Raw genomic sequence first — 18,509 nt, forward strand, 5'->3', positions numbered from 1 at the left:
CAGGTCATCATTAACCTGAACTCTGATCGCCGTTGGCGCAGTATGCGCAATCACGACTGCGATAAGGAAGCCTTAAGGTGCAAATCCTACGCTGATGACATCAGCTGGACATTCGTGTTGTGCATTGCGGTGGCCAGTTCGGATGAACGCGGGATGAAGTGTCATTGGAGGGCTTGCGATGAAATCTTTGCTCCTGATCGCCAGCGTGCTTGCCGCCACGGCGCCGCTCTACGCGTCAGCAACACCACCCGGAATACGCGGTGCACACCAGTGGGGGGAGACTCAGCGGGAGTCGACCGATCGACATGGGGTGCCGCCTCGAGCCAGAATTAATTTTCCAGGGCCGGACGAGTCGGGCTACGGCGGAATGGAGGCCGGCCAGCAAACCGGCAGGATGTCGTTGAGCAAGTCGCAACACGCGTTGTACGCCCATCACTAGCGCCGTGGGCGACGCGGCGTGCACACATGCGATTCAACAAAATCAATGCATCGCTATGAAGGAGGCAGCCCATGTTGCCGAAAATCTTGTTTATGGGGACCCAAGTCATCGCACTCGCGATTATCTCGTCGTCTGTATGGGCCGCCGAGCCGGCTTCGGTTAGGGTGAGGCTTTCAGACGGGGAAAATGGAAGGATGTCGCTGAGTCTAAGCCCGTCGAAGGTCGCGGCCGGTCCCGTCGAGTTCACGATAGAGAACGAGTCGCATACGATGAAGCACGAGTTTATGATCATTCGATGGTCCGGCTCCGATGTAGCGTTACCCTACTATTCAAAAACACAGCAGGTGGCCGAAGACAAGCTGAAAGGGCTACAGGGTATCGAGGACCTGAATCAGCGCGAGATCGTAACAGCGCGATTTTCACTGAAGCCGGGAAGATACCTCGTGTTTTGCAACGAGCCAGGACACTACCGCTCTGCGATGTATAGCGATCTCATCGTCGGCCCTGCAAACTAACATGCAACCGATGGCGCTCATCGGTTTGCTACGCGTGACTAATGCGGGCAGCGAGTGCTTCGAATCGGCGAGGTTGTATCATAGCTGGTCAAAGCGAATATCCGAGCAGCAGCAGGAAAAATCAGGATTTCATCCATGCTTTGATGCTTGCCGTGACGTCGGTGAATCTGCACCTACTATGATCGGATCGCATCTCACGGAGCCACACCGGAACTGAGCTGGTGTCGCCGAGATGCGGCGTGAAAGTCCGACACCAAGATAAGTGGCGCGCGGCGATCCGCCGTGCGGCGTCGGCACAACGAGGGTCTATCTTGACTGGTGCGGCTCGATCCTTCGGCGCGATTGACGGTGCGTGCGGTCGTGCGCGGAGCCGGCGCGCGCGAGCTCGGCAATACTGTCCCGAAACTGTCACATGTGACCGCTATCGTCCCGCGCTACCACACTCGGAAGGAATGGAAATGAAATTGAAAGCGATCCCGGTTCTGATGCTGACGATGCTCTCCTCGTCGCTTGTTCATGCGGTGGACATCACCGGTGCGGGCAGCACGTTCGCTGCACCGATTTACGCCAAATGGGCGGATGCTTATCACAAGTCGGGCGGTGGAAAAATCAACTACCAGGGGATCGGCTCGTCGGGCGGAATCAAGCAAATTCAGGCCAAGACCGTCGATTTTGCCGGCTCGGACGCTCCGCTCAAGGATGACGAACTGGCGAAAGACGGGCTGTTTCAGTTCCCGACCGTCGTTGGCGGTGTCGTGGCGGCGATCAATGTGCCGGGGATGAAGGCTGGAGAAGTCACGTTGTCCGGCCCGGTGCTTGGCGACATCTACCTCGGGAAGATCAAGAAGTGGAACGATCCGGCCATCGTTGCGCTGAACCCCAAGGTCAAGCTGCCTGACCTCGACATCGCCGTCATTCGTCGCGCCGACGGTTCGGGTACGAGTTTCATCTGGACGAACTACCTGTCGAAGGTCAGCCCCGAGTGGAAGAGCAAGGTTGGGGAAGGCACGACCGTGGCATGGCCGACCGGTTCGGGCGGCAAGGGCAACGATGGCGTCGCCGCCTTCGTGCAGCGTCTGCCGGGCGCGATCGGTTATGTCGAGTGGGCGTACGCCAAGCAGAACCGGATGATCTACACGGCGATGAAGAACGAATCGGGTGCGGTGGTCGAGCCGACGACCGAAACCTTCAAAGCTGCCGCGGCCGGTGCAGACTGGAAGAAATCGTTCTATCAGATTCTGACGAACGAGCCTGGCAAGAATGCGTGGCCGGTGGTCGGCGCGACGTTCGTGCTGTTGCATACGGTACAGGATAAGCCGGAGCAGGCGAAGGAAACGCTCAAGTTCTTCGACTGGTCATTCAGGAACGGCACTGCGGCCGCCGACAGTCTCGACTACATTTCGCTGCCGCAATCGGTGATCAGCGAGATCGAGGGCCAATGGAAGGTCAAGGTCAAGGATACGACCGGCAACCCCGTCGCCCCCTGATCACGCCACGCATCCCCCTGAAGCGCTCAAGGGCGTATCAGGGGGAGATGGACATATACAGGCGCGACATGGCGGGAATCGGGTCGTTTCTTCTCAGCTTGCTCTATGAGGAAAAACGACTCGAACGCTGAGTCCCCGTGTGTCTTCCCGATTGGTCAAATGCAACTCCGCTTGGTGATGCTCCGCGATACTTTGCACGATTGAGAGGCCCAGGCCTGTACCCGAAGCGGGCTGGCCCGCACCGCGATAGAAACGCTCCCACACTCGCGTCAACTCGTTATCGGGGATACCGGGCCCGGTATCTCGAACTTCCAGTACTGGACGATCTCCGTCCTTCTCGACCACGACATCGATGCATGCGCCCGCGCCAGCGTACCGGATCGCATTGTCGACCAGATTGTTAAGCAAAATCCGCAGCTCTTCCTGACTTCCACGAACGATCACGGCGCGCGGGGCAACCAACCCCAGGTCGACATGATGCGCCTGCGCAACGCGTTCCCGATCGCTCACGACGGAAAGCGCGATCGCGGCAATGTCGATCCGTTCGGACAGGGCCTCCGGGGCCTGCGGCGCGAGGCGCGCCAGCGTCAGCAGTTGCTCCGCCAGATGCGCGAGCCTGGACGTACCGATTCGAATCTGCGTGACTATCGCATCGCGTTCCTGTTCGTCCCGGACAAGGGGAAGCAGTTCGGCCTGGATGCCGAGCCCCATGATCGGTGTGCGCAGTTCATGAGCGGCGTCGGCGATAAAGCGGCGCTGTATGGAAAACGACTGGTCGAGTCGGCGCAGGAGATCGTTGATGGCGTCGGCCAAGGGAACGACTTCGCCGGGCATCGTTGCCGTGTCGATCGACTGCATGTTGTCGGCGTCGCGCCGTCGAAGTGTCGATGCGATCTCGCGAAGCGGGTGCAATCCGTAGCCGATGCCGAACCATAGAAAGAGCGCAAGAACGGGGAGCAACGATAGAACCGGCCACAGCAGATGCATTGCGATTTCCGCGACTGCCTCCCAGCGTGCGCGCTGCACCTGCGCGACACGAATCAGGGTGTCACCGCTCCGATACACGTAGGTATGCCATAGCTGCCCTCGACTGGCGACGTCCGCGAGCCCGGGGCCTTGTGGCGGGGGCAGCAACGAGTCGGGGTCGGTGCTGAAAAGAACACCCGATCCACGCCAGATTTCAAGCAATACGCCGTGCGATTGCTGGCCCGACAAGCTGGTGTCGTCACTTTGCCTGACACCCGTCAGTGACAGGCGGCCGTTGGCATCGACGTTCACGTGCCGGGCGACCGCCTTCAACTGATCGCTCAGCAACTCGTCGATTTCGGTCAACGCACCCCAGTACGTGGTTGCGCTGGCGATTACGCCAATCAACAATGTCGCGGGCACGAGCCAGAGCAGGAGTCTGCGCCTGAGCGATTTCATCCAGGTGCTCCGATTCGATAGCCGATGCCTCGTACGGTCACGATGACGTCCGTACCGAGCTTCTGGCGCAGATGGTGAATGTGAACCTGGACCGTGTTGCTCTCGACTTCCTCGTTCCATCCGTAGAGGCATTCCTCGAGTTGCTCACGCTTAACGATCCCCTTTGGACGGCGGATCAGTTCCTCCAGGATGGCAAACTCCCGCGCCGTAAGCGGCACTTCTTCGGCCCGGAGCCAGACGCGGTGTTGCGCGGGATCGAGCCGCAGTGTGCCGGACTGGAACACGGTTTGCGGGCTTCCCGTTTGCCTGCGGAAAACGACGCGGATGCGCGCGAGCAGCTCTTCCAGCGCGAAAGGCTTGACAAGGTAGTCATCCGCACCGGCATCCAGGCCGGCCACGCGATCGCCAATGGCATCGCGGGCCGTGACGATGATGACCGGCGTCGGATCGTTTCGTTGGCGCAACCTTGCGAGAACCGATGAACCGTCTTCGCCGGGGAGTCCCAGATCGAGCAGGATCAGACCGTATTGTGTGGAGCGCAATGCGGTCGACGCGGCCTCGCCGTCCCGAACCCAGTCGACAGCAAACCCCGAATGCCGTAGCCCGCGCAGCAAACCATTGCCAATCAGCGCATCGTCCTCTACTACCAAAACGCGCATGCCGACTCCGTTTCGGTTGATCGCGATGACATGATCGCTGCATTGCCCTCTGGCAGGGCATACGAAAGCGAATCGAACCGCGGCACGGGATTGATCGCTGCCTTTTTGGCAAGGCGCCCGGAAAGTTCGCTGGAAATCGTCGCTGCCAGTACCGCATACCGCACCGTTGAATCCATCGCCATAGCCTCTCGACAGTCGCGGATCGACGCCCGCTTCGAAAGATCATGATGACGCATGCTTAAGGAATGGTTAACGGGTGCCGCACACGACGAACGTCAATCGTGGCGGCTTGCCGCCACGCGTGTGCATTGCGAGCGAGATGGTGGGGCGGACATGCAAGCTTGGCCACTTTGCCAATTCAAGCGCCGGGGGGATGCCCTAAGCTTTCCCTAAGGTTGTCGAGCTACGCTGGTCGCATCTGTCGTTCGGATCCATTTGCGACGGAGCCGATACGGCTCGATCCCGGGCAGCGAGCGGGAGCGCGAGGGGAATTGACGCGATGTCCGCATGCCCGGCGTCGAACCAAGCAACGCCGTGCCGTCGAACCGACAGCGAACAACTTGAATTTCGTCACGATGTGAAGAACAGGAGCCGCGACCGCGGAACAAATCTATGAAACCGCCTATCAATGCCTTACTGGCTTTAGCACTTGCCGTGGTTCCCGCGTTTGCTTCCGCAAAAGTTCAGGGTACCGGTATCGCGATCGCGGATGTGACGCTCGAGCGTGTAAGGGTCGAACGTGAAGATCATGCGATCGATGACGCTCGATACGCGGTGGAGCGACGGATGTCGACGACATCGCCCGAGGGCAAGGGTGCACAAGGGCGTGACGCCGGGAAGGCATTGCAGCGCTAGTGCATCGGCTGCGGCTTACCTGTCCGACCGATCGGGGCGGCATTTCGCTCATCGGGTGGCTGAGCAAACCCTGGACGGTTCGAGTTTTCCGCCTCCCACGCGGCAGGACAAACCGGACAACTGGATTTCCGGAATGGCCGCCCAAGCCATTCCGGCGCAGAGTGCATTTGACCCGAAGTTCCTGAGGCGGTGCGATCGTGCTGCAAGGAACCCGGAATCAGTGATGCCGGTACAACTGGCTCTGGTCATTCTTCCAAACATGCCGTCCCGACCCGGCTTGGTTAGCAGGCTCGCTTCCGACACCGCTGCCGGTTCGTTCAAGCGAAATGCGACGCTCGGCGGCCTGAATCGAGTCCGGGTAGCTGGGCTCCTTGCGCGCCGGAAAATAGCCGGCATTTTCGACCTGAACAAGTTGCGCACGCACCTGAGCGCGGGTAAGTGGCGCATTGCCGGATTGGGCGAATGACGCCACTGGAGAAAGCACGGCCAGCGACAGTGCGAGCAGCTTGAGTTTCACGTTCATGATTGGTTTCTCTATAAAGTCACGTATTTCCGGTGCGAAGGAAAATGACTTGCATCCGGCACCTCAAGATTCGCATTCCAAACTTAAGATGCGGTTAACTTGATGTAGAGAAAACGACGTATCCGATTGAGGTTACGTTCATGAAAAGGATCGCCGACCGGATCTCCTGAATTTCACGGAGGAATCCGGCATGGCTAAGGTAAGGCTAAGTCTCTCGGCGTACCCTTCGGCTTGCGCAGGTTCCTGCGCCTCTCCGGGGAAGAATCATGTATCGCCATACCCGACTTTCTTTTCTTGCCGTCCTGGTCGCAGCGGGCGTCGCCGCTGCTATGCCGCGAACAGAAATGGGGAAAACGACGCAATGTCGATCGTGCACACACCCGTGACGATCGCACAGGCAGTGACTGCCGCCGAACAGCACGTTCAGAACAAAGGCTGGGTAGTCGGCGACGGCAAGGCATACGACGTTCGTGTCGACGCGAACCGGGGAACCGTCTTCTCGGCCACCGTCGACAGTGCTGATCGCGACGACCAAGACACACTCGACTGAGACGGCGCCGTGCATCGTCAAAGCATTGATGCGATGCACTGGATTCGTTGCTCGGCCGGAGCATCGTTAACGCGCACTTAAGGTGGGAAACGAGAAAATTTTCATGTACACCGCGACGCGGCACTATCGATTGCATTTCGCTTTCTAGTCTTACTACCTTGGCGTCAACAATGGTTGATTACACTCTGTCTAGCCGTTGGAAGTCGGCATCGTTATGCGTTGCGTTGTGCGGCTTCATCACCGGTTGCACGACCTATCACGCAAAGCCGCTTTCTCGATCATCGACCGCGCTGTCTCAGCACGACCTCGATCGCTTCGAGATCGATCCCCGGAAGATGCCGTTACCCGAACTAGCGGCACATCGTTTCGATCCGTCCGCAGGCTTCGACATCGAGGACGTTGCGATGCTGGCCGTCGCAAACAACCCGGATCTGAAGCTTGCGCGCGATGATCTCGGCATTGCGCAGGCACAGGCCTTTTCTGCAGGTCTCCTGCCCGATCCACAGGTATCGGTTTCGAGCGACTTTCCGGGTGCCGCGGGCCTTGAGCGCGCGTTCAACTACGGACTGAGCATGGACGTGATGGCGATCATCTCGCGAAGTGCCAACCAGCGGTCCGCCACCGCGACTGTGCGAAAGACGGACCTTGGACTGCTGTGGCAGGAATGGCAAATCGTCGCTCAAGCCAAGCAGCTTTATACAAAGACGCGTTATGAAGACGCCGTACTGCCGCTGCTGAAGCAGGCGCTCGATCTCGACCAGACGCGCTACACCCGGCTCAAGCATGCCCGGCAGGCCGGGAACACGACCGATGACGTCGTGAGTGTCGCATTGACGACATACAGCGACGCGCGCAAGCAATATGACGACATGGTTCGTGCCCGCGCGCAGACGCATCATGACTTCAACCTGTTGCTGGGGATTGCACCCGACGTCGAGCTGAAGCTCGTCGGTTCGAGCAGGACGAAACCGCTGGCGAGCGCGTCGCTCGAAGCCGCATTGGCAGCGTTGCCTAAGCGACGCCCCGACTTGATTGCGCTGCAGGCAGGCTACGAAGCGCAGGAGCAGAAATACCGCGCCGCGATCCTCAACCAGTTTCCGAGCCTGACGGTCGGATTCGATCGTGCACGTGACACGTCCGGCATCTATACGACCGGTTTCCAGATCGCATTGAGCCTGCCGATCTTCAACCGCAACCGCGGCAATATCGCGATCGAACAGGCGACTCGTCAGCGTCTCGGCGACGAATATCGGGTCCGGCTGAATGCTGCGTACGCGGACATTGCGCACCTGCGCAACGATTCGCGCCTCGCGAGCGCGCAACTCGCGCAGGACGAGGCAGCACTGCCGGCGCTCGTGCAAGCAGCCGGGCGCGCACGGAACGCGTTCGCGGCACACGATATCGCGATGGGGCAGTACGTCGATGCGCAGCTCGCCGCGCTGACGACGCAGATTGATGCGGAAACCCAACGCGATGCGCTTGCCGAACAGCGTATCGGGCTGCAAGCGCTACTCGGCAGTGCGATCCCGGACGCATTCTCCACCGACTCCACTCAGCGTTGATCTCATGTCACCCGTTCCCGATTTTCCCTTCTCCCGCCGTATAGCCACCGTGTCCGTCGCGCTTGCCGTGCTCGCGCCGTGTGCGGGGCCCGTGCGGGCCGACGAACCTGTGACCGCATCGGTCGATACCGTAGCAGTACACCGAGAACCGATTTCTCAGCAGGTTCGGGCATACGGCATCGTCGCGGCATCGTCGTCGAGCGTCACTTCGATCAACCTGCCTTATGCCGCGCGCATTCGAAAGGTGCTTGTGCTGCCCGGCCAGACGGTAGCCCGCGGCGCGGCGCTCGTCGTGGTAGAAGCCGACCCCGCTGCGGTACTGGCAGCATCGCAGGCCACCAGCGCGCTGACCCTTGCGCATGGCGAACTCGAGCGTACGCGCTCGCTGTTCGACGCCGGTCTTGCAACGCAATCGCAGCTTGCCGCGGCGCGGAAGGCGCTGAATGACGCACAGCAGGGACTGGCAGCCCAGCATCAAATGGGGGCGCATGCCGGAAACGTGACGATCGCCGCGCCGTTTGCAGGCGTCGTGTCGCAGTTGACCGCACTCCCGGGCGATCAGATCCAGGCCGGCGCAACGATCGCGCAGATCGCGGCGGTCGCGAATGCGTCGAGTTGGCAAGCGAACGTGACGCTCGGTGTCGACCCGTCGGCCGCGGCGTCGATTCACGCGGGAGATTCCGTCGTGCTGAATGGGCTGTCGACCGCGCTTGAGCACGCTCATCCTGCGGGGCGAGTCGTCGTGGCGGGCGCGGCAATCGATCCGCAAAGCCAGCTCGTGAACGTCGGTGCCAACATACCGCTTGGCGGTACCGCGTTTATCCCGGGTACACGTGTGAGCGCCGATATTGCGACGCAGACCGGAACCTGGTGGGTGGTGCCGCGCGCCGCAGTGCTGAGCGACAGGAAGGGGGCCTATGTGTTCCAGGTGACGCCGAAGCACACTGCGCAGCGCGTCGACGTCGTGGTGCGCGTGGAAAGCGGCAATCGCTATGGCGTTGACGGACCGCTTGACGCGGCGGAACCGCTGGTTGTCACCGGCAACTACGAGTTGCAGAACGGGATGGCAGTGCGAATGGCCGGAGGCGCGCGCCAATGAATTTCGGGCAATGGATGCAGATGCATCGACGATCGCTGCTGTTTGTCGTGGCGCTGCTTGCAGTCGCCGGCGCGCTGACGGCCTTTCGTTTGCCGATCTCGTTGTTTCCGAACGTGTCGTTCCCGCGCGCGGTCGTTTCGCTCGATGCGGGTGACCGGCCGGCCGAACAGATGGCGACGCTTGTCACGATGCCGGTCGAAGAAGCGCTGCGGCGCGTGCCCAACGTGCGCGACGTCGAGTCGAAGACCAGCCGGGGATCGGCCGAGATCTCGCTTAACTTCGACTGGGGCACCGACATGGCGCAGGCGACGCTGCAGGCGCAGTCCGCAATTGCCGAAATCCTGCCGTCGTTGCCGCCCGGCACGAAGATGCAGGTGAGGCGGATGGATCCCACCGTGTTCCCGGTGCTTGCCTATAGCCTCACGTCGTCGCAGCAATCGCTTGCGCAACTTCGTGATCTCGCGCAGTTCCAGTTGCGCCCGCTGCTGTCGTCGGTCGACGGCGTCGCGCGCGTCGAAGTGACCGGGGGGGCGCAGGACGAGTTGCAAGTCGCCATCGATCCCGCCCGGCTCGCGGCGTACAAGCTGTCGGTCGAGGACGTATCAAAGGCGATCGGTGCGGGCAACGTGCTGATGGCGACCGGACGGATCGAGGACCACTACAAGCTGTACCTGGTCGTCGCGGATACCACGATTACGTCGCTCGATACGCTTCGCAACGCAGTCGTGTCGTCTGCGGGCGGCAATCAGGTACGCGTCGGCGACATCGCGACCGTGTCGCGCGGCACGGTTCCGCAGTGGATACGCGTCACGGCGGACGGGCAGGACGCGGTCCTGGTCAACGTATTCCAGCAGCCGGGTGCGAACAGCGTCGCGATGGCCAAGGCGATCCGCGCGAAGCTGGCCGCTTTCGAGAAGCAGATGCCGCCTGGCGTGCATCTGGCAAACTGGTATGACCAGAGTCAACTCGTGATTGCATCGGCGTCGAGCGTGCGCGACGCGATTCTGATCGGCGTGGTACTGGCCGCGATCACACTGTTCGTTTTCCTGCGCAACTGGAAAATCACCGCGATTGCCGTTGCACTGGTGCCGGTCGTGATGAGCGCGACGATCCTGCTGCTCGATGTGTTCGGAATGGGTTTCAACATCATGACGCTCGGCGGGATGGCCGCGGCGGTCGGACTCGTGATCGACGATGCGATCGTGATGATCGAGCACATCGCGAGGCGCATGCGCGAGGCTGGCGCCCATGCATTCCACGGCCGCGTGATGAGCGCGGCCCTCGAATTCACGCGTCCGCTTGCGGGATCGTCGGCCGCGACGCTGATCATCTTTGTGCCTCTCGCGTTCCTGTCGGGCGTGACGGGCGCGTTTTTCAAGGCGCTGTCGATCACCATGGCGAGCGCGCTGTTCATTTCGTTCGTCGTGAGCTGGCTTGCCATCCCGATCCTGTGCGATCACTGGCTGACGCCCGCCGATGCGGAGGAGCATCGCGAGTCGCGTCTGTCGCACTGGATGAACACCCGCTATGCGGCCCTGATCGAACGAGTGAGCGGCAGGCCGTTGCTTGCGCTGGCAGGTGTGGTGCCGCTGCTGATCGTGGCCGCGCTGGCGTTTACGCGTGTCGGCAGCGGGTTCATGCCGTCGATGGACGAGGGCGGGTTCGTGCTCGACTATCACACGGCGCCCGGGACATCCATCACCGAAACGGATCGTCTGATGCGTGAAATCGAGACGATCATTCGCGAGAACCCGAACGTCGCGACGTATTCCCGGCGCACCGGCGCGGGCCTTGGCGGCGACCTCAACGAACCCAACAGGGGCGACTTCTTCGTGCGCCTGAAGTCGGGGGCCCGCGAGCCGATCGACACGGTGATGGAGGAGATCCGGTCGAAAATCGAAACGAACGTTCCGGGCGTGAGTATCGAACTCGCCCAACTGATGGAGGACCTGATAGGTGACCTGACCGCGGTGCCGCAACCGGTGCAGATCAAGATCTATTCGGATGATCCTCACGTGCTGGATTCGACAGCAAGGCGGGTCGCGGCGCGGATCGGAAAAATTCAAGGCATCGTCGACGTCGACGACGGCATCAATCCGGCAGGCGATGCACTCGACCTTCACATCCGGCCCGATGCGGCAGCGGCGGAAAGTATGGATCCGCAGGCGATCGCGCAGCAAGTGTCGGATCTGCTCGAGGGTAACGTCGCCACGCAATTCCAGCAGGGACCCAAAACGGTCGGGGTGCGCGTGTGGGTCGCGAATGCGATGCGCACGAATGGCACGGGGCTCGGAGAACTGCAGATCCGCGCGCCTGACGGGCACCTGTTCCCGCTCGACCGGGTGACTGATCTCATCACGGTTAGCGGTCAGCCGGAGATCAGCCGCGACAACCTGAAGCGAATGGTAGCCGTCACCGCACGAATCGACGGACGCGACCTGGGCTCGACGATCGCGGACGTGCAACGTGCGCTCGGCGAGGCGAATCTGTTGCCGCCCGGCGTGTATTACGAGCTCGGCGGGCTGTATCAGCAACAACAGATCGCATTCCGCGGACTGCTTGCCGTGTTTGGCGCCGCCGTGGCGCTAGTTTTCGGCCTGCTGCTGTTCCTCTACGAACGGTTCCGCGTCGCGCTCGCCGTGATGGCGATGCCGCTGTGCGCGACCGGCGCGGTTTTCATCGGTCTGTGGGTAACGGGTATCGAACTGAACATCTCGGCGATGATGGGGATGACGATGATCGTCGGTATCGTGACCGAAGTCGCGATCTTCTATGTTTCCGAGTTCCAGGCGCTCGTGCGCGATGAAGGAATGGCGCCCGATGTCGCGCTGCTCGCCGCCGGCCGCAACCGGTTGCGGCCGATCGCGATGACGACGATCGCCGCGATCCTGGCATTGCTGCCGCTTGCGTTCGCGCTCGGTCAGGGTTCGGCGATGCAGCAACCGCTGGCGGTGGCGATCATATCGGGGCTGATCGTACAGCTTCCGTTGGTTTTGCTGGTGCTGCCGGTTCTGTTGCGTGTGCTGGTTGCGGGATCCGGGTCGGCAGGACTGTCGGACCATTGAGCCGGTTTCCGAGGCTGGCGACGCGGGAGCCCACGCCAGTGCGGATGCAAGGTTAACTGCATAGAATTTCAGCCGCCCCATGCGCGTGCTACCGTATAGCAGTGGCACGAGCGGGCGTACCGGTGCGCAAAGACGGGCGCGCACCAGACTCCCGACGCCATGTCGCTCGACGAACTGCTCGCGGCGGACTCAACTGTCGTGATGACCGCTCGCCTCGATCCACGGCCTGATGTCGGCGTGATAGCGCCGGCCCAGTTCGTAGGCCAGCCCAACGCCCAGGATGGCTCCCAGTACCACGGATGCCAGCGTCAGCCAGCCATTGAGCACGCCGGCACCGACGAGAGCACCCGCAAAAAACACGAGAACACGCGCCAGCCTCGTCGCGATCGCGCCGACGGAGGCAATTGCCTCGGCGCACGCGACGGCAAGCAACACAGTGAGAACGGCATAGGGGTGGTGCTTGATCGCCATGAGCCAGGTCTGCACGAAACGTCCCTCCTTACCGGCGCATGCCATGTGGGTTGCGGGTGGTCTGCGCCCGGCCCCGGTTTGCCTCGCCTTGTTGCACGCTTGCGGTCACCAAAGCTGTGCCCCGGTCGGGAAATTCCGGTATCGCTGGCTGCCCGTCACTGGCTGCCTCCCGCTTCCCCCTGTGCCGACGATGGCCCGGGTCCAGCCCGTTCGTCACGCCCGAAACGCCCGTAACGCAGTGCCAGGGTTGGCAGCACGATCAGGTTCAGGGCGGTCGAGGTGAGCAGGCCGCCGAGAATGACGATCGCCATTGGCCCCTCGATTTCGTTGCCCGATGCACCGCTTGTCACGGCGAGCGGCAGCAAGGCGAGCGCGGTGACGAGCGCGGTCATTAGGATCGGCACCAGCCGTTCCGACGCACCGCGCACCGCCGTGTTCATGTCCCACGCGAGGCGGTCGATGTGCACGAGGCGCTCGTAGTGGCTGATCAGCATGATCGAATTGCGCAGCGATATGCCGAGCAGTGTGACGAAGCCCACCATGCTGCCGAGCGACAGGTTCGCACCGGTTAGCACCACGCTCAATACCCCGCCCACGAGTGCGAAGGGCAGATTGATCATGACCAGCAGCACGCCGCGACGGCTCTTCATTGCAAGGAACAGCAACAGCGCGATACCGACCAGCGCAATCCCGCCGTACGCGATCAGGTCGCGTTGCGACTGCGCGCGCGCTTCGCTCTCACCGCTGAAGACGGCATACGTGCCCGGCGGCATTTTGATCTCACGATTCACACGCCCCTGGGCTTCATTCACGAAGTCGCTGACTGGCCGATTGCCGAGATTGACCGATACTGTCTGCACGCGCTGGCCACCGTCATGGGTGATCTGATAGCGGCCAGCGACCTGACGAATCGTCGCGAGCGTGGAAAGCGGCACGGCAAAACCGTCGGCATTGCGCACCGCAAGCTTGCCGATGTTGCCGACGGTCTGACGCTGGGCCGGGTCAAGCACGACCGCGACGTCATAAGTACGGCTGCCCTCGTAGATTTGCGCTACGGTGACGCCGGCGTAGGCGGCCTGGATCGCATCGAGCACCTCGACGGGCCGGAAGCCCCAGCGGCTCAGTGCGTCGGGATTCAGCGTCACGTCCAGTTCCGGAATGCCTGGTGGCGAATCCACCTTCACGCTGGCAACGCCGTGGATCGTGCCGATCAACTGGGCGATCTGCTGCGCTGTGCGATCGATGACGTCCAGATTGTTGCCGAACACCTTCACGACCACCGGGGCTGTGGCGCCCGAAATGGTTTCGTCGATGCGCTCCTCGAGAAAGGTGTTGACCGAGGTGGATAGGCCCGGAAAGCGTGACAGCGCCTGGCGGATCCGGTAGAGCGCCCAGCTCTGGCCCGATGCGCCCATCGGCTTGAGGTCAACCTCGAACTCGGAGAGCTGCACGCCGGTCGGATCGACCACACCGTTGGCGCGGCCGGCACGTTGCGCCACGAGACGCACGCCCGGCACCTGCATCAGCGCGTTCGAGACCTGCGTGCCGATGCGTATGGATTCGGCAAGCGACGTGCCCGGCGCGAGCCCCATGTGAACGGTGTAATGGCCTTCGCGCAGTTGCGGAATAAAACTCCCGCTCATGAAAGGCAGCGACGCGAGCGCGGCGGCGCACAAGACCGCGACGATCACCATGATTACCTTCACATGCTGCTCGACTTTCGTCAGCATGGCGATGTAGCGTGTCTTCAGGCGCCCGATCAGGCGCGGCTCCCGCTCGGGCAAGGGTCCCTTCGCCAGCAGCGCGAGCGCCATCGCCGGTGTGAGCGTCAGGGCGACGCCCAGCGACGCCAGCACCGCGAGAATGTAGGCGATGCCGAGCGGTGCGAAGAGCCGTCCGCCGATACCCGTGAGCGTGAGCACGGGCAGAAAGATCAGCATCACGATGAAGGTGGCGAACACCACGGCGCTGCGCACTTCGAGCGATGCGCGCAGCACGATGCGAAACGCTGGAAGCGGCTGGGCCAGGGTGCAGTTCTCGCGCAGGCGCCGGTAGATGTTCTCGACGTCGATGATGGCATCGTCGACCACCTCGCCCAGTGCGATGGCGAGCCCGCCCAGGGTCATGGTGTTCAGGCTAACGCCGAACGACGTCAATACGATGATCGCGACCAGCAGCGACAGCGGTATCGCGACCGCGGAGATCACTGCAGTGCGCACGTTCAGGAGGAACAGGAACAGCACGGCGATGACCAGCACGGCGCCGACGATGAGTGTCGTGCGCAGGTGAGCGACGGCGGCCTCGATGAAGTTGGCAGGCCGGAAGACGTTGGTGTTCACGTCCACGCCTTGCCGGGCGAGCGCGGGCTCAAGTCCGGCGAGTGTCCTTTCGATGGCGCGCGTCACGGCCATCGTGTTGGTCCCATACTGGGCTTCCATCACGACCATCACGCCGGGCTTGCCCATGATCGATGCGGCGCCTACCGCGGGTGCATCGCCCCATGTCACGTTGGCGATATCGCCCAGGCGAACCGCCCCGCCGTTGCTGGAGCGCAGTACGACGCTGGCGAGCTTTTGCGGTGTTGCGATCTGGCCATCGGCGTTGATGGCGATGCGCTGGTTGCTGTTCTCGATGAACCCGGCGCCGTGCACGCCGGTGGCCTGGCGCGCCGCGGCAATCACCTCCTGAATCGACAGCCCATGGCCGATCAGTTTCGCAGGGTCGACCTGGATCTGCATCTGGCGCGTCTCGCCGCCGAATACGATCACGTCGGCCACGCCGGAGGTGCCGAGCAACTGCGGTTTGACGGTCCACTGGGCGATGTCGTAGAGGTCCGCGAGCGAGCGTGTTTTCGACGTGAGGCCGATGGTGCGCACAACGCTCGTTGTCGTGGTGAGCGGCAGGAGCTGGGGGGCTGTGACACCCACTGGAAGCGCGCCCGCGAGCCCGCCAATGCGCTCGGTGACGAGCTGCCGGACCTGCATCACATTGGCGTGGTCATCGAACACAAGCGTGACCGAGGAGAGGCCCTGCATGGACCGCGAGCGAATCGACTGCAGGCCGGTCATGCCGCCCAGGGCATTTTCTACCGGCTGGGTAACGAGCATTTCCACCTGCTCGCTGGTCGTGCCTGGCGCGGCCGTCTGCACGATGCTCATCGGCGGCGCGAATTCAGGAAAGACGTCGAGCCTGGCGCGCGTCAGTGTAAAGAGCCCGTAGCCGGCGGCCACGACGGCCAGCGAGAAGATGACGCCGCGAAAGCGCAGCGAAAAGCGGATGATCGCGTTAAGCATGGGACGTGGAGTCGCGTTGTTCTGGCCGACGCATGTACAGGTCGATCGCAGGATCAGTCATCACACTCAGGCGGATCCTTGCAGGCGGTGGCGATGCCCTGAGGCTTGAGCTCTTCAGAAAGCAGCAGCTGCGCCCCCTGCGTCACGATCTGGTCGCCGGCGTGAAAGCCAGACGTCACCATGAAGCCGTGGTCGCCCTCGGTGCCGGCCGGCACGTAGCGCCGCGTAAAGCGCCCGGGTGCCGTGCGCACATAGGCCCACGTCTGGCCTCCGTACCACACCACCGCCCGCTGCGGGATCATCAGGCCGGACACGGCCTGGCTCGATGTCGGCACGCGCGCGCTCGTGCGCAGATTGGCTGGCAGCGCGGCATCGGCGATGTAAAGCCATGGGTTGCCCTGCACAGCAGGATCGGCAAGCGGCGAGGCGGAAAGTCGTTGGGCCGGCACCCAGCGGCCGTCGGTCGTACCGACGACGATGCGCTCGGGCGGCGCCATGCCAAAGCTTGCGGGCAACGTGACACGCAGCACGACCGCCTGGCCCGACTGGAGGCGCTGGAACAGCTTCGAGGCGGGTGCCGCTGTGGCATTCGCGAGCGCGTCGCCGAACTGCTGCCGCACTGTGCCCTCAAGGCCGGCCAGCGTGACCCGGGCGGACTGCAGCTTTGCGTCGTCACCCTGCATCGCTGACTGTGCAGCCTGCAGACTCTTCAGCGAAACATTACGGTCGTCGGCGTATAGCGTGCGGCTGCCCTGGTACTGCGTACGCGAACTGACCGCCTGCGCGGTGAGCGTGTCGACGTTCGCGCGCGCGCTGGCGAGCCGGTTGCGCAGATCGAAGAGCGGCTGCAGGTCGATCACCGTGGCGTCGGCGCTGATGCCGGACTGGCTCGTGACAGTTGCGAGCGGCGCAACCTCGATGTGGCTGGCGCGCTGCGCTTCGGGGCTTACGACCACGACCGTTTCGCCGTTGACCGTTTGCACCGCAGACGGTGGGGACGACGGCGCATCGGCGGTTGTCGAGGCTCCCGGATCGTGAACTGCCTGATAGATGTACCAGCCCGCGCCCGAGGCGAAGGCCAGCGAAATGACGGAGAGAAGAATCAGTCGGAGTTTCATCGTGTTGTCTCCTCACCGAGGGTGTGGCTCACTGCCTCATGGCCGACGGGAGCAAGCGGGCTCTGCATTGCATCTTCGAGCGCGCCGGCGGCCTGCTGGACGGCGACCTCGGCGTCCAGCCGCGCGGTCTCGCTGGTCTGATAGTCGGCTTTCGCCTGCGTGAAGGTCAGTCGGTCCGTACTGCCGCTGGAGAAAGCGGCCGCCTGGCTGTCGAGCTGCCGGCGGGCACTCGCCAGATGGGCATCGGACAGCTGCAGCGCTTCGAGGCTCGCCTGGTAGCGCGTCAACGCGTGCTCAAGATCGCCGAGAATCCTGTCCTGCAGCGCAGCGGTACGCACTGCCGCCTCCCTGCGCTTCGCCTCGGCTTCCTTGATGCCGCCCTGGTTCCGGTCAAAGATCGGCATCGTGATACCGGCGAGTCCGAAACCGATCTTGTTGGTGCCCGTGTCGTAGGTGTAGCCGGAGCCGAGGTGAATGTCCGGATACTGTTTCGCGACCTCGAGCTGAAGCGCCGATTCGGCCGCAGCGTAACCGGCGAGCGAAGCGAGCAGATCGGCGCGATGGAAGATGGCTGTACGCTGCGCATCGGCAGCGGGCGGCGCAGGAGGAACCGTGCCGAACGCGCTGAGGTCGAGCGCCACGCTGTCGAGCGCGGCGACCGGCACGCCGATCGCGGCAGCCAGTTGGGCGCGGGCGTCCTGTTCGGCGCTGCGCGCGGCGGCCAGATCACCCTGGGCCTGGGTGTCAGAAAGGACGGCCGCCTCGACGTCGGGCTGGGAATACTGGCCGACGGCGAGTCGGTGGCGGCTCATCACGGCGATCTGCCGCTGGGCTTCAGCCCTGGCAGACACGAAGGCCATGCGTTCACGAGCGGCATAGACAGCGAGCATGGCAGCGCGCACCTGGGCACGGACCGTCCAAGCCGCGTTGAGGATGTTCAGCCGGGCGGCTTCCGACAGGTGGGTCGCCTGATCGACGCGATAGCCGCGCTTGCCCGCGGTCTCGATCGGGATGTCGAGGGCCGGCCCCCACGTGAACGGAGCGCCCGGTCCGGGGTTGGGCGTCGCGTACTGGAATGGCAGTTGCAGGACCGGGTTCGGAATCGCGTCAGCAACCCGGATACCGGCCTTGGCGGTGCCCCACTGCGCTCGCGCGATATCCAGCGCCGGGCTGTAATACCAGGCCGCCAGGGTCAGCATCTCGCGGTTCCAGCGCGCCGGCGGCCATGATTGAACGTCGTGCCCGAGTTCGTGCGCGAGGTACGTACGCAGCCCGTCGCTCGCGAGCGAGCGCTCCTCGAACTGTCGAGCCATCTGGGCCGACGCGATCGGCTGCGCGTGGTAGGTCGCACAGCCAGACAGCAGGGTAAATGCAATCAATATCGCTCGGTGCATTCCGGCATCCACGAGTCTCGCTGCCCGTTCAGGCGGCCCCAGACCCGGATGCTA

At 62.9% G+C, this 18,509-nt stretch carries 15 protein-coding genes; 8 read left to right on the plus strand and 7 right to left on the minus strand.

Features of this window, described 5'->3' with window-relative positions:
- Positions 1 to 510 precede the first annotated feature (510 nt).
- Together DCN14_RS36220 and pstS are read left to right on the plus strand one after the other, a co-directional pair.
- A complete protein-coding gene (locus DCN14_RS36220) occupies positions 511 to 954 on the plus strand; it encodes a hypothetical protein (RefSeq protein ID WP_059464112.1) in 444 nt (147 codons plus the stop codon).
- Positions 955 to 1,439: 485 nt separating this feature from the next.
- Positions 1,440 to 2,441 carry a phosphate ABC transporter substrate-binding protein PstS gene (gene pstS / locus DCN14_RS36225; RefSeq protein WP_230943411.1) on the plus strand — a complete coding sequence of 334 codons (1,002 nt, stop codon included), beginning with the start codon at positions 1,440 to 1,442 and terminating at the stop codon, positions 2,439 to 2,441.
- A gap of 93 nt (positions 2,442 to 2,534) precedes the next feature.
- On the opposite strand, the gene DCN14_RS36230 is transcribed toward pstS, so the two are convergent.
- Both DCN14_RS36230 and DCN14_RS36235 read right to left on the minus strand, forming a co-directional pair.
- Positions 2,535 to 3,866: an ATP-binding protein gene (locus DCN14_RS36230; protein ID WP_045577985.1), complete on the minus strand. Its 1,332-nt coding sequence runs from the start codon at positions 3,864 to 3,866 to the stop codon at positions 2,535 to 2,537.
- Complete coding sequence (locus DCN14_RS36235; RefSeq protein WP_045577986.1) at positions 3,863 to 4,525, minus strand: response regulator; 663 nt, start codon at positions 4,523 to 4,525, stop codon at positions 3,863 to 3,865. Before DCN14_RS36235 ends, DCN14_RS36230 begins: the two co-directional genes overlap by 4 nt.
- Before the next feature lie 30 nt (positions 4,526 to 4,555).
- Between DCN14_RS36235 and DCN14_RS38260 the strand changes: the two genes are divergently transcribed.
- Together DCN14_RS38260 and DCN14_RS36240 are read left to right on the plus strand one after the other, a co-directional pair.
- Positions 4,556 to 4,753, plus strand: a complete 198-nt coding sequence (locus tag DCN14_RS38260) for a hypothetical protein (protein ID WP_143331727.1) — start codon at positions 4,556 to 4,558, stop codon at positions 4,751 to 4,753.
- 384 nt (positions 4,754 to 5,137) lie between these two features.
- The gene (locus DCN14_RS36240; protein WP_096508087.1) at positions 5,138 to 5,380 is read left to right on the plus strand and encodes a hypothetical protein; all 243 of its coding nucleotides are present in this window, start codon (positions 5,138 to 5,140) and stop codon (positions 5,378 to 5,380) included.
- Positions 5,381 to 5,597: 217 nt separating this feature from the next.
- On the opposite strand, the gene DCN14_RS36245 is transcribed toward DCN14_RS36240, so the two are convergent.
- Complete coding sequence (locus DCN14_RS36245) at positions 5,598 to 5,903, minus strand: DUF4148 domain-containing protein (protein WP_096508088.1); 306 nt, start codon at positions 5,901 to 5,903, stop codon at positions 5,598 to 5,600.
- 361 nt (positions 5,904 to 6,264) lie between these two features.
- On the opposite strand from DCN14_RS36245, the gene DCN14_RS36250 reads away from it, so the two are divergent.
- The 4 genes from DCN14_RS36250 (at position 6,265) to DCN14_RS36265 (ending at position 12,179) form a co-directional block, all read left to right on the plus strand.
- Positions 6,265 to 6,453 carry a hypothetical protein gene (locus DCN14_RS36250; protein WP_240327530.1) on the plus strand — a complete coding sequence of 63 codons (189 nt, stop codon included), beginning with the start codon at positions 6,265 to 6,267 and terminating at the stop codon, positions 6,451 to 6,453.
- A 170-nt stretch (positions 6,454 to 6,623) separates the two neighbouring features.
- Entirely contained in the window at positions 6,624 to 8,015 is a 1,392-nt protein-coding gene (locus tag DCN14_RS36255; protein ID WP_096508089.1) for a TolC family protein, read from the plus strand.
- 4 nt (positions 8,016 to 8,019) lie between these two features.
- Entirely contained in the window at positions 8,020 to 9,114 is a 1,095-nt protein-coding gene (locus DCN14_RS36260) for an efflux RND transporter periplasmic adaptor subunit (protein ID WP_096508090.1), read from the plus strand.
- Complete coding sequence (locus DCN14_RS36265) at positions 9,111 to 12,179, plus strand: efflux RND transporter permease subunit (RefSeq protein ID WP_096508091.1); 3,069 nt, start codon at positions 9,111 to 9,113, stop codon at positions 12,177 to 12,179. The genes DCN14_RS36260 and DCN14_RS36265 overlap by 4 nt, the downstream gene beginning before the upstream one ends.
- A 189-nt stretch (positions 12,180 to 12,368) precedes the next feature.
- Here DCN14_RS36265 and DCN14_RS36270 read toward each other — a convergent pair whose 3' ends face one another.
- From DCN14_RS36270 to DCN14_RS36285, 4 genes are all read right to left on the minus strand, one after another.
- Positions 12,369 to 12,665 carry a hypothetical protein gene (locus DCN14_RS36270; protein WP_059889796.1) on the minus strand — a complete coding sequence of 99 codons (297 nt, stop codon included), beginning with the start codon at positions 12,663 to 12,665 and terminating at the stop codon, positions 12,369 to 12,371.
- 140 nt (positions 12,666 to 12,805) lie between these two features.
- Positions 12,806 to 15,943, minus strand: coding sequence for an efflux RND transporter permease subunit (locus DCN14_RS36275; protein ID WP_059464114.1), 3,138 nt, complete (start codon positions 15,941 to 15,943; stop codon positions 12,806 to 12,808).
- A 53-nt stretch (positions 15,944 to 15,996) separates the two neighbouring features.
- Entirely contained in the window at positions 15,997 to 17,061 is a 1,065-nt protein-coding gene (locus tag DCN14_RS36280; RefSeq protein ID WP_045577993.1) for a metal transporter, read from the minus strand.
- Positions 17,058 to 18,455 (minus strand): TolC family protein, encoded by a 1,398-nt coding sequence (locus DCN14_RS36285; protein WP_059464115.1) that lies wholly within the window; start codon positions 18,453 to 18,455, stop codon positions 17,058 to 17,060. The genes DCN14_RS36280 and DCN14_RS36285 overlap by 4 nt, the downstream gene beginning before the upstream one ends.
- Positions 18,456 to 18,509: the final 54 nt, after the last annotated feature.

It is taken from the genome of Burkholderia sp. IDO3 (assembly GCF_003366075.1).
Taxonomy (GTDB): Bacteria; Pseudomonadota; Gammaproteobacteria; order Burkholderiales; family Burkholderiaceae; genus Burkholderia; species Burkholderia anthina.

Coding starts and splice junctions, on each gene's coding strand:
- DCN14_RS36220 (WP_059464112.1), top strand. CDS start 511: ATGTTGCCGAAAATCTTGTTTATGGGGACCCAAGTCATCGCACTCGCG.
- pstS (WP_230943411.1), top strand. CDS start 1,440: ATGCTGACGATGCTCTCCTCGTCGCTTGTTCATGCGGTGGACATCACC.
- DCN14_RS36230 (WP_045577985.1), bottom strand. CDS start 3,866: ATGAAATCGCTCAGGCGCAGACTCCTGCTCTGGCTCGTGCCCGCGACA.
- DCN14_RS36235 (WP_045577986.1), bottom strand. CDS start 4,525: ATGCGCGTTTTGGTAGTAGAGGACGATGCGCTGATTGGCAATGGTTTG.
- DCN14_RS38260 (WP_143331727.1), top strand. CDS start 4,556: ATGATCGCTGCATTGCCCTCTGGCAGGGCATACGAAAGCGAATCGAAC.
- DCN14_RS36240 (WP_096508087.1), top strand. CDS start 5,138: ATGAAACCGCCTATCAATGCCTTACTGGCTTTAGCACTTGCCGTGGTT.
- DCN14_RS36245 (WP_096508088.1), bottom strand. CDS start 5,903: ATGAACGTGAAACTCAAGCTGCTCGCACTGTCGCTGGCCGTGCTTTCT.
- DCN14_RS36250 (WP_240327530.1), top strand. CDS start 6,265: ATGTCGATCGTGCACACACCCGTGACGATCGCACAGGCAGTGACTGCC.
- DCN14_RS36255 (WP_096508089.1), top strand. CDS start 6,624: ATGGTTGATTACACTCTGTCTAGCCGTTGGAAGTCGGCATCGTTATGC.
- DCN14_RS36260 (WP_096508090.1), top strand. CDS start 8,020: ATGTCACCCGTTCCCGATTTTCCCTTCTCCCGCCGTATAGCCACCGTG.
- DCN14_RS36265 (WP_096508091.1), top strand. CDS start 9,111: ATGAATTTCGGGCAATGGATGCAGATGCATCGACGATCGCTGCTGTTT.
- DCN14_RS36275 (WP_059464114.1), bottom strand. CDS start 15,943: ATGCTTAACGCGATCATCCGCTTTTCGCTGCGCTTTCGCGGCGTCATC.
- DCN14_RS36280 (WP_045577993.1), bottom strand. CDS start 17,061: ATGAAACTCCGACTGATTCTTCTCTCCGTCATTTCGCTGGCCTTCGCC.
- DCN14_RS36285 (WP_059464115.1), bottom strand. CDS start 18,455: ATGCACCGAGCGATATTGATTGCATTTACCCTGCTGTCTGGCTGTGCG.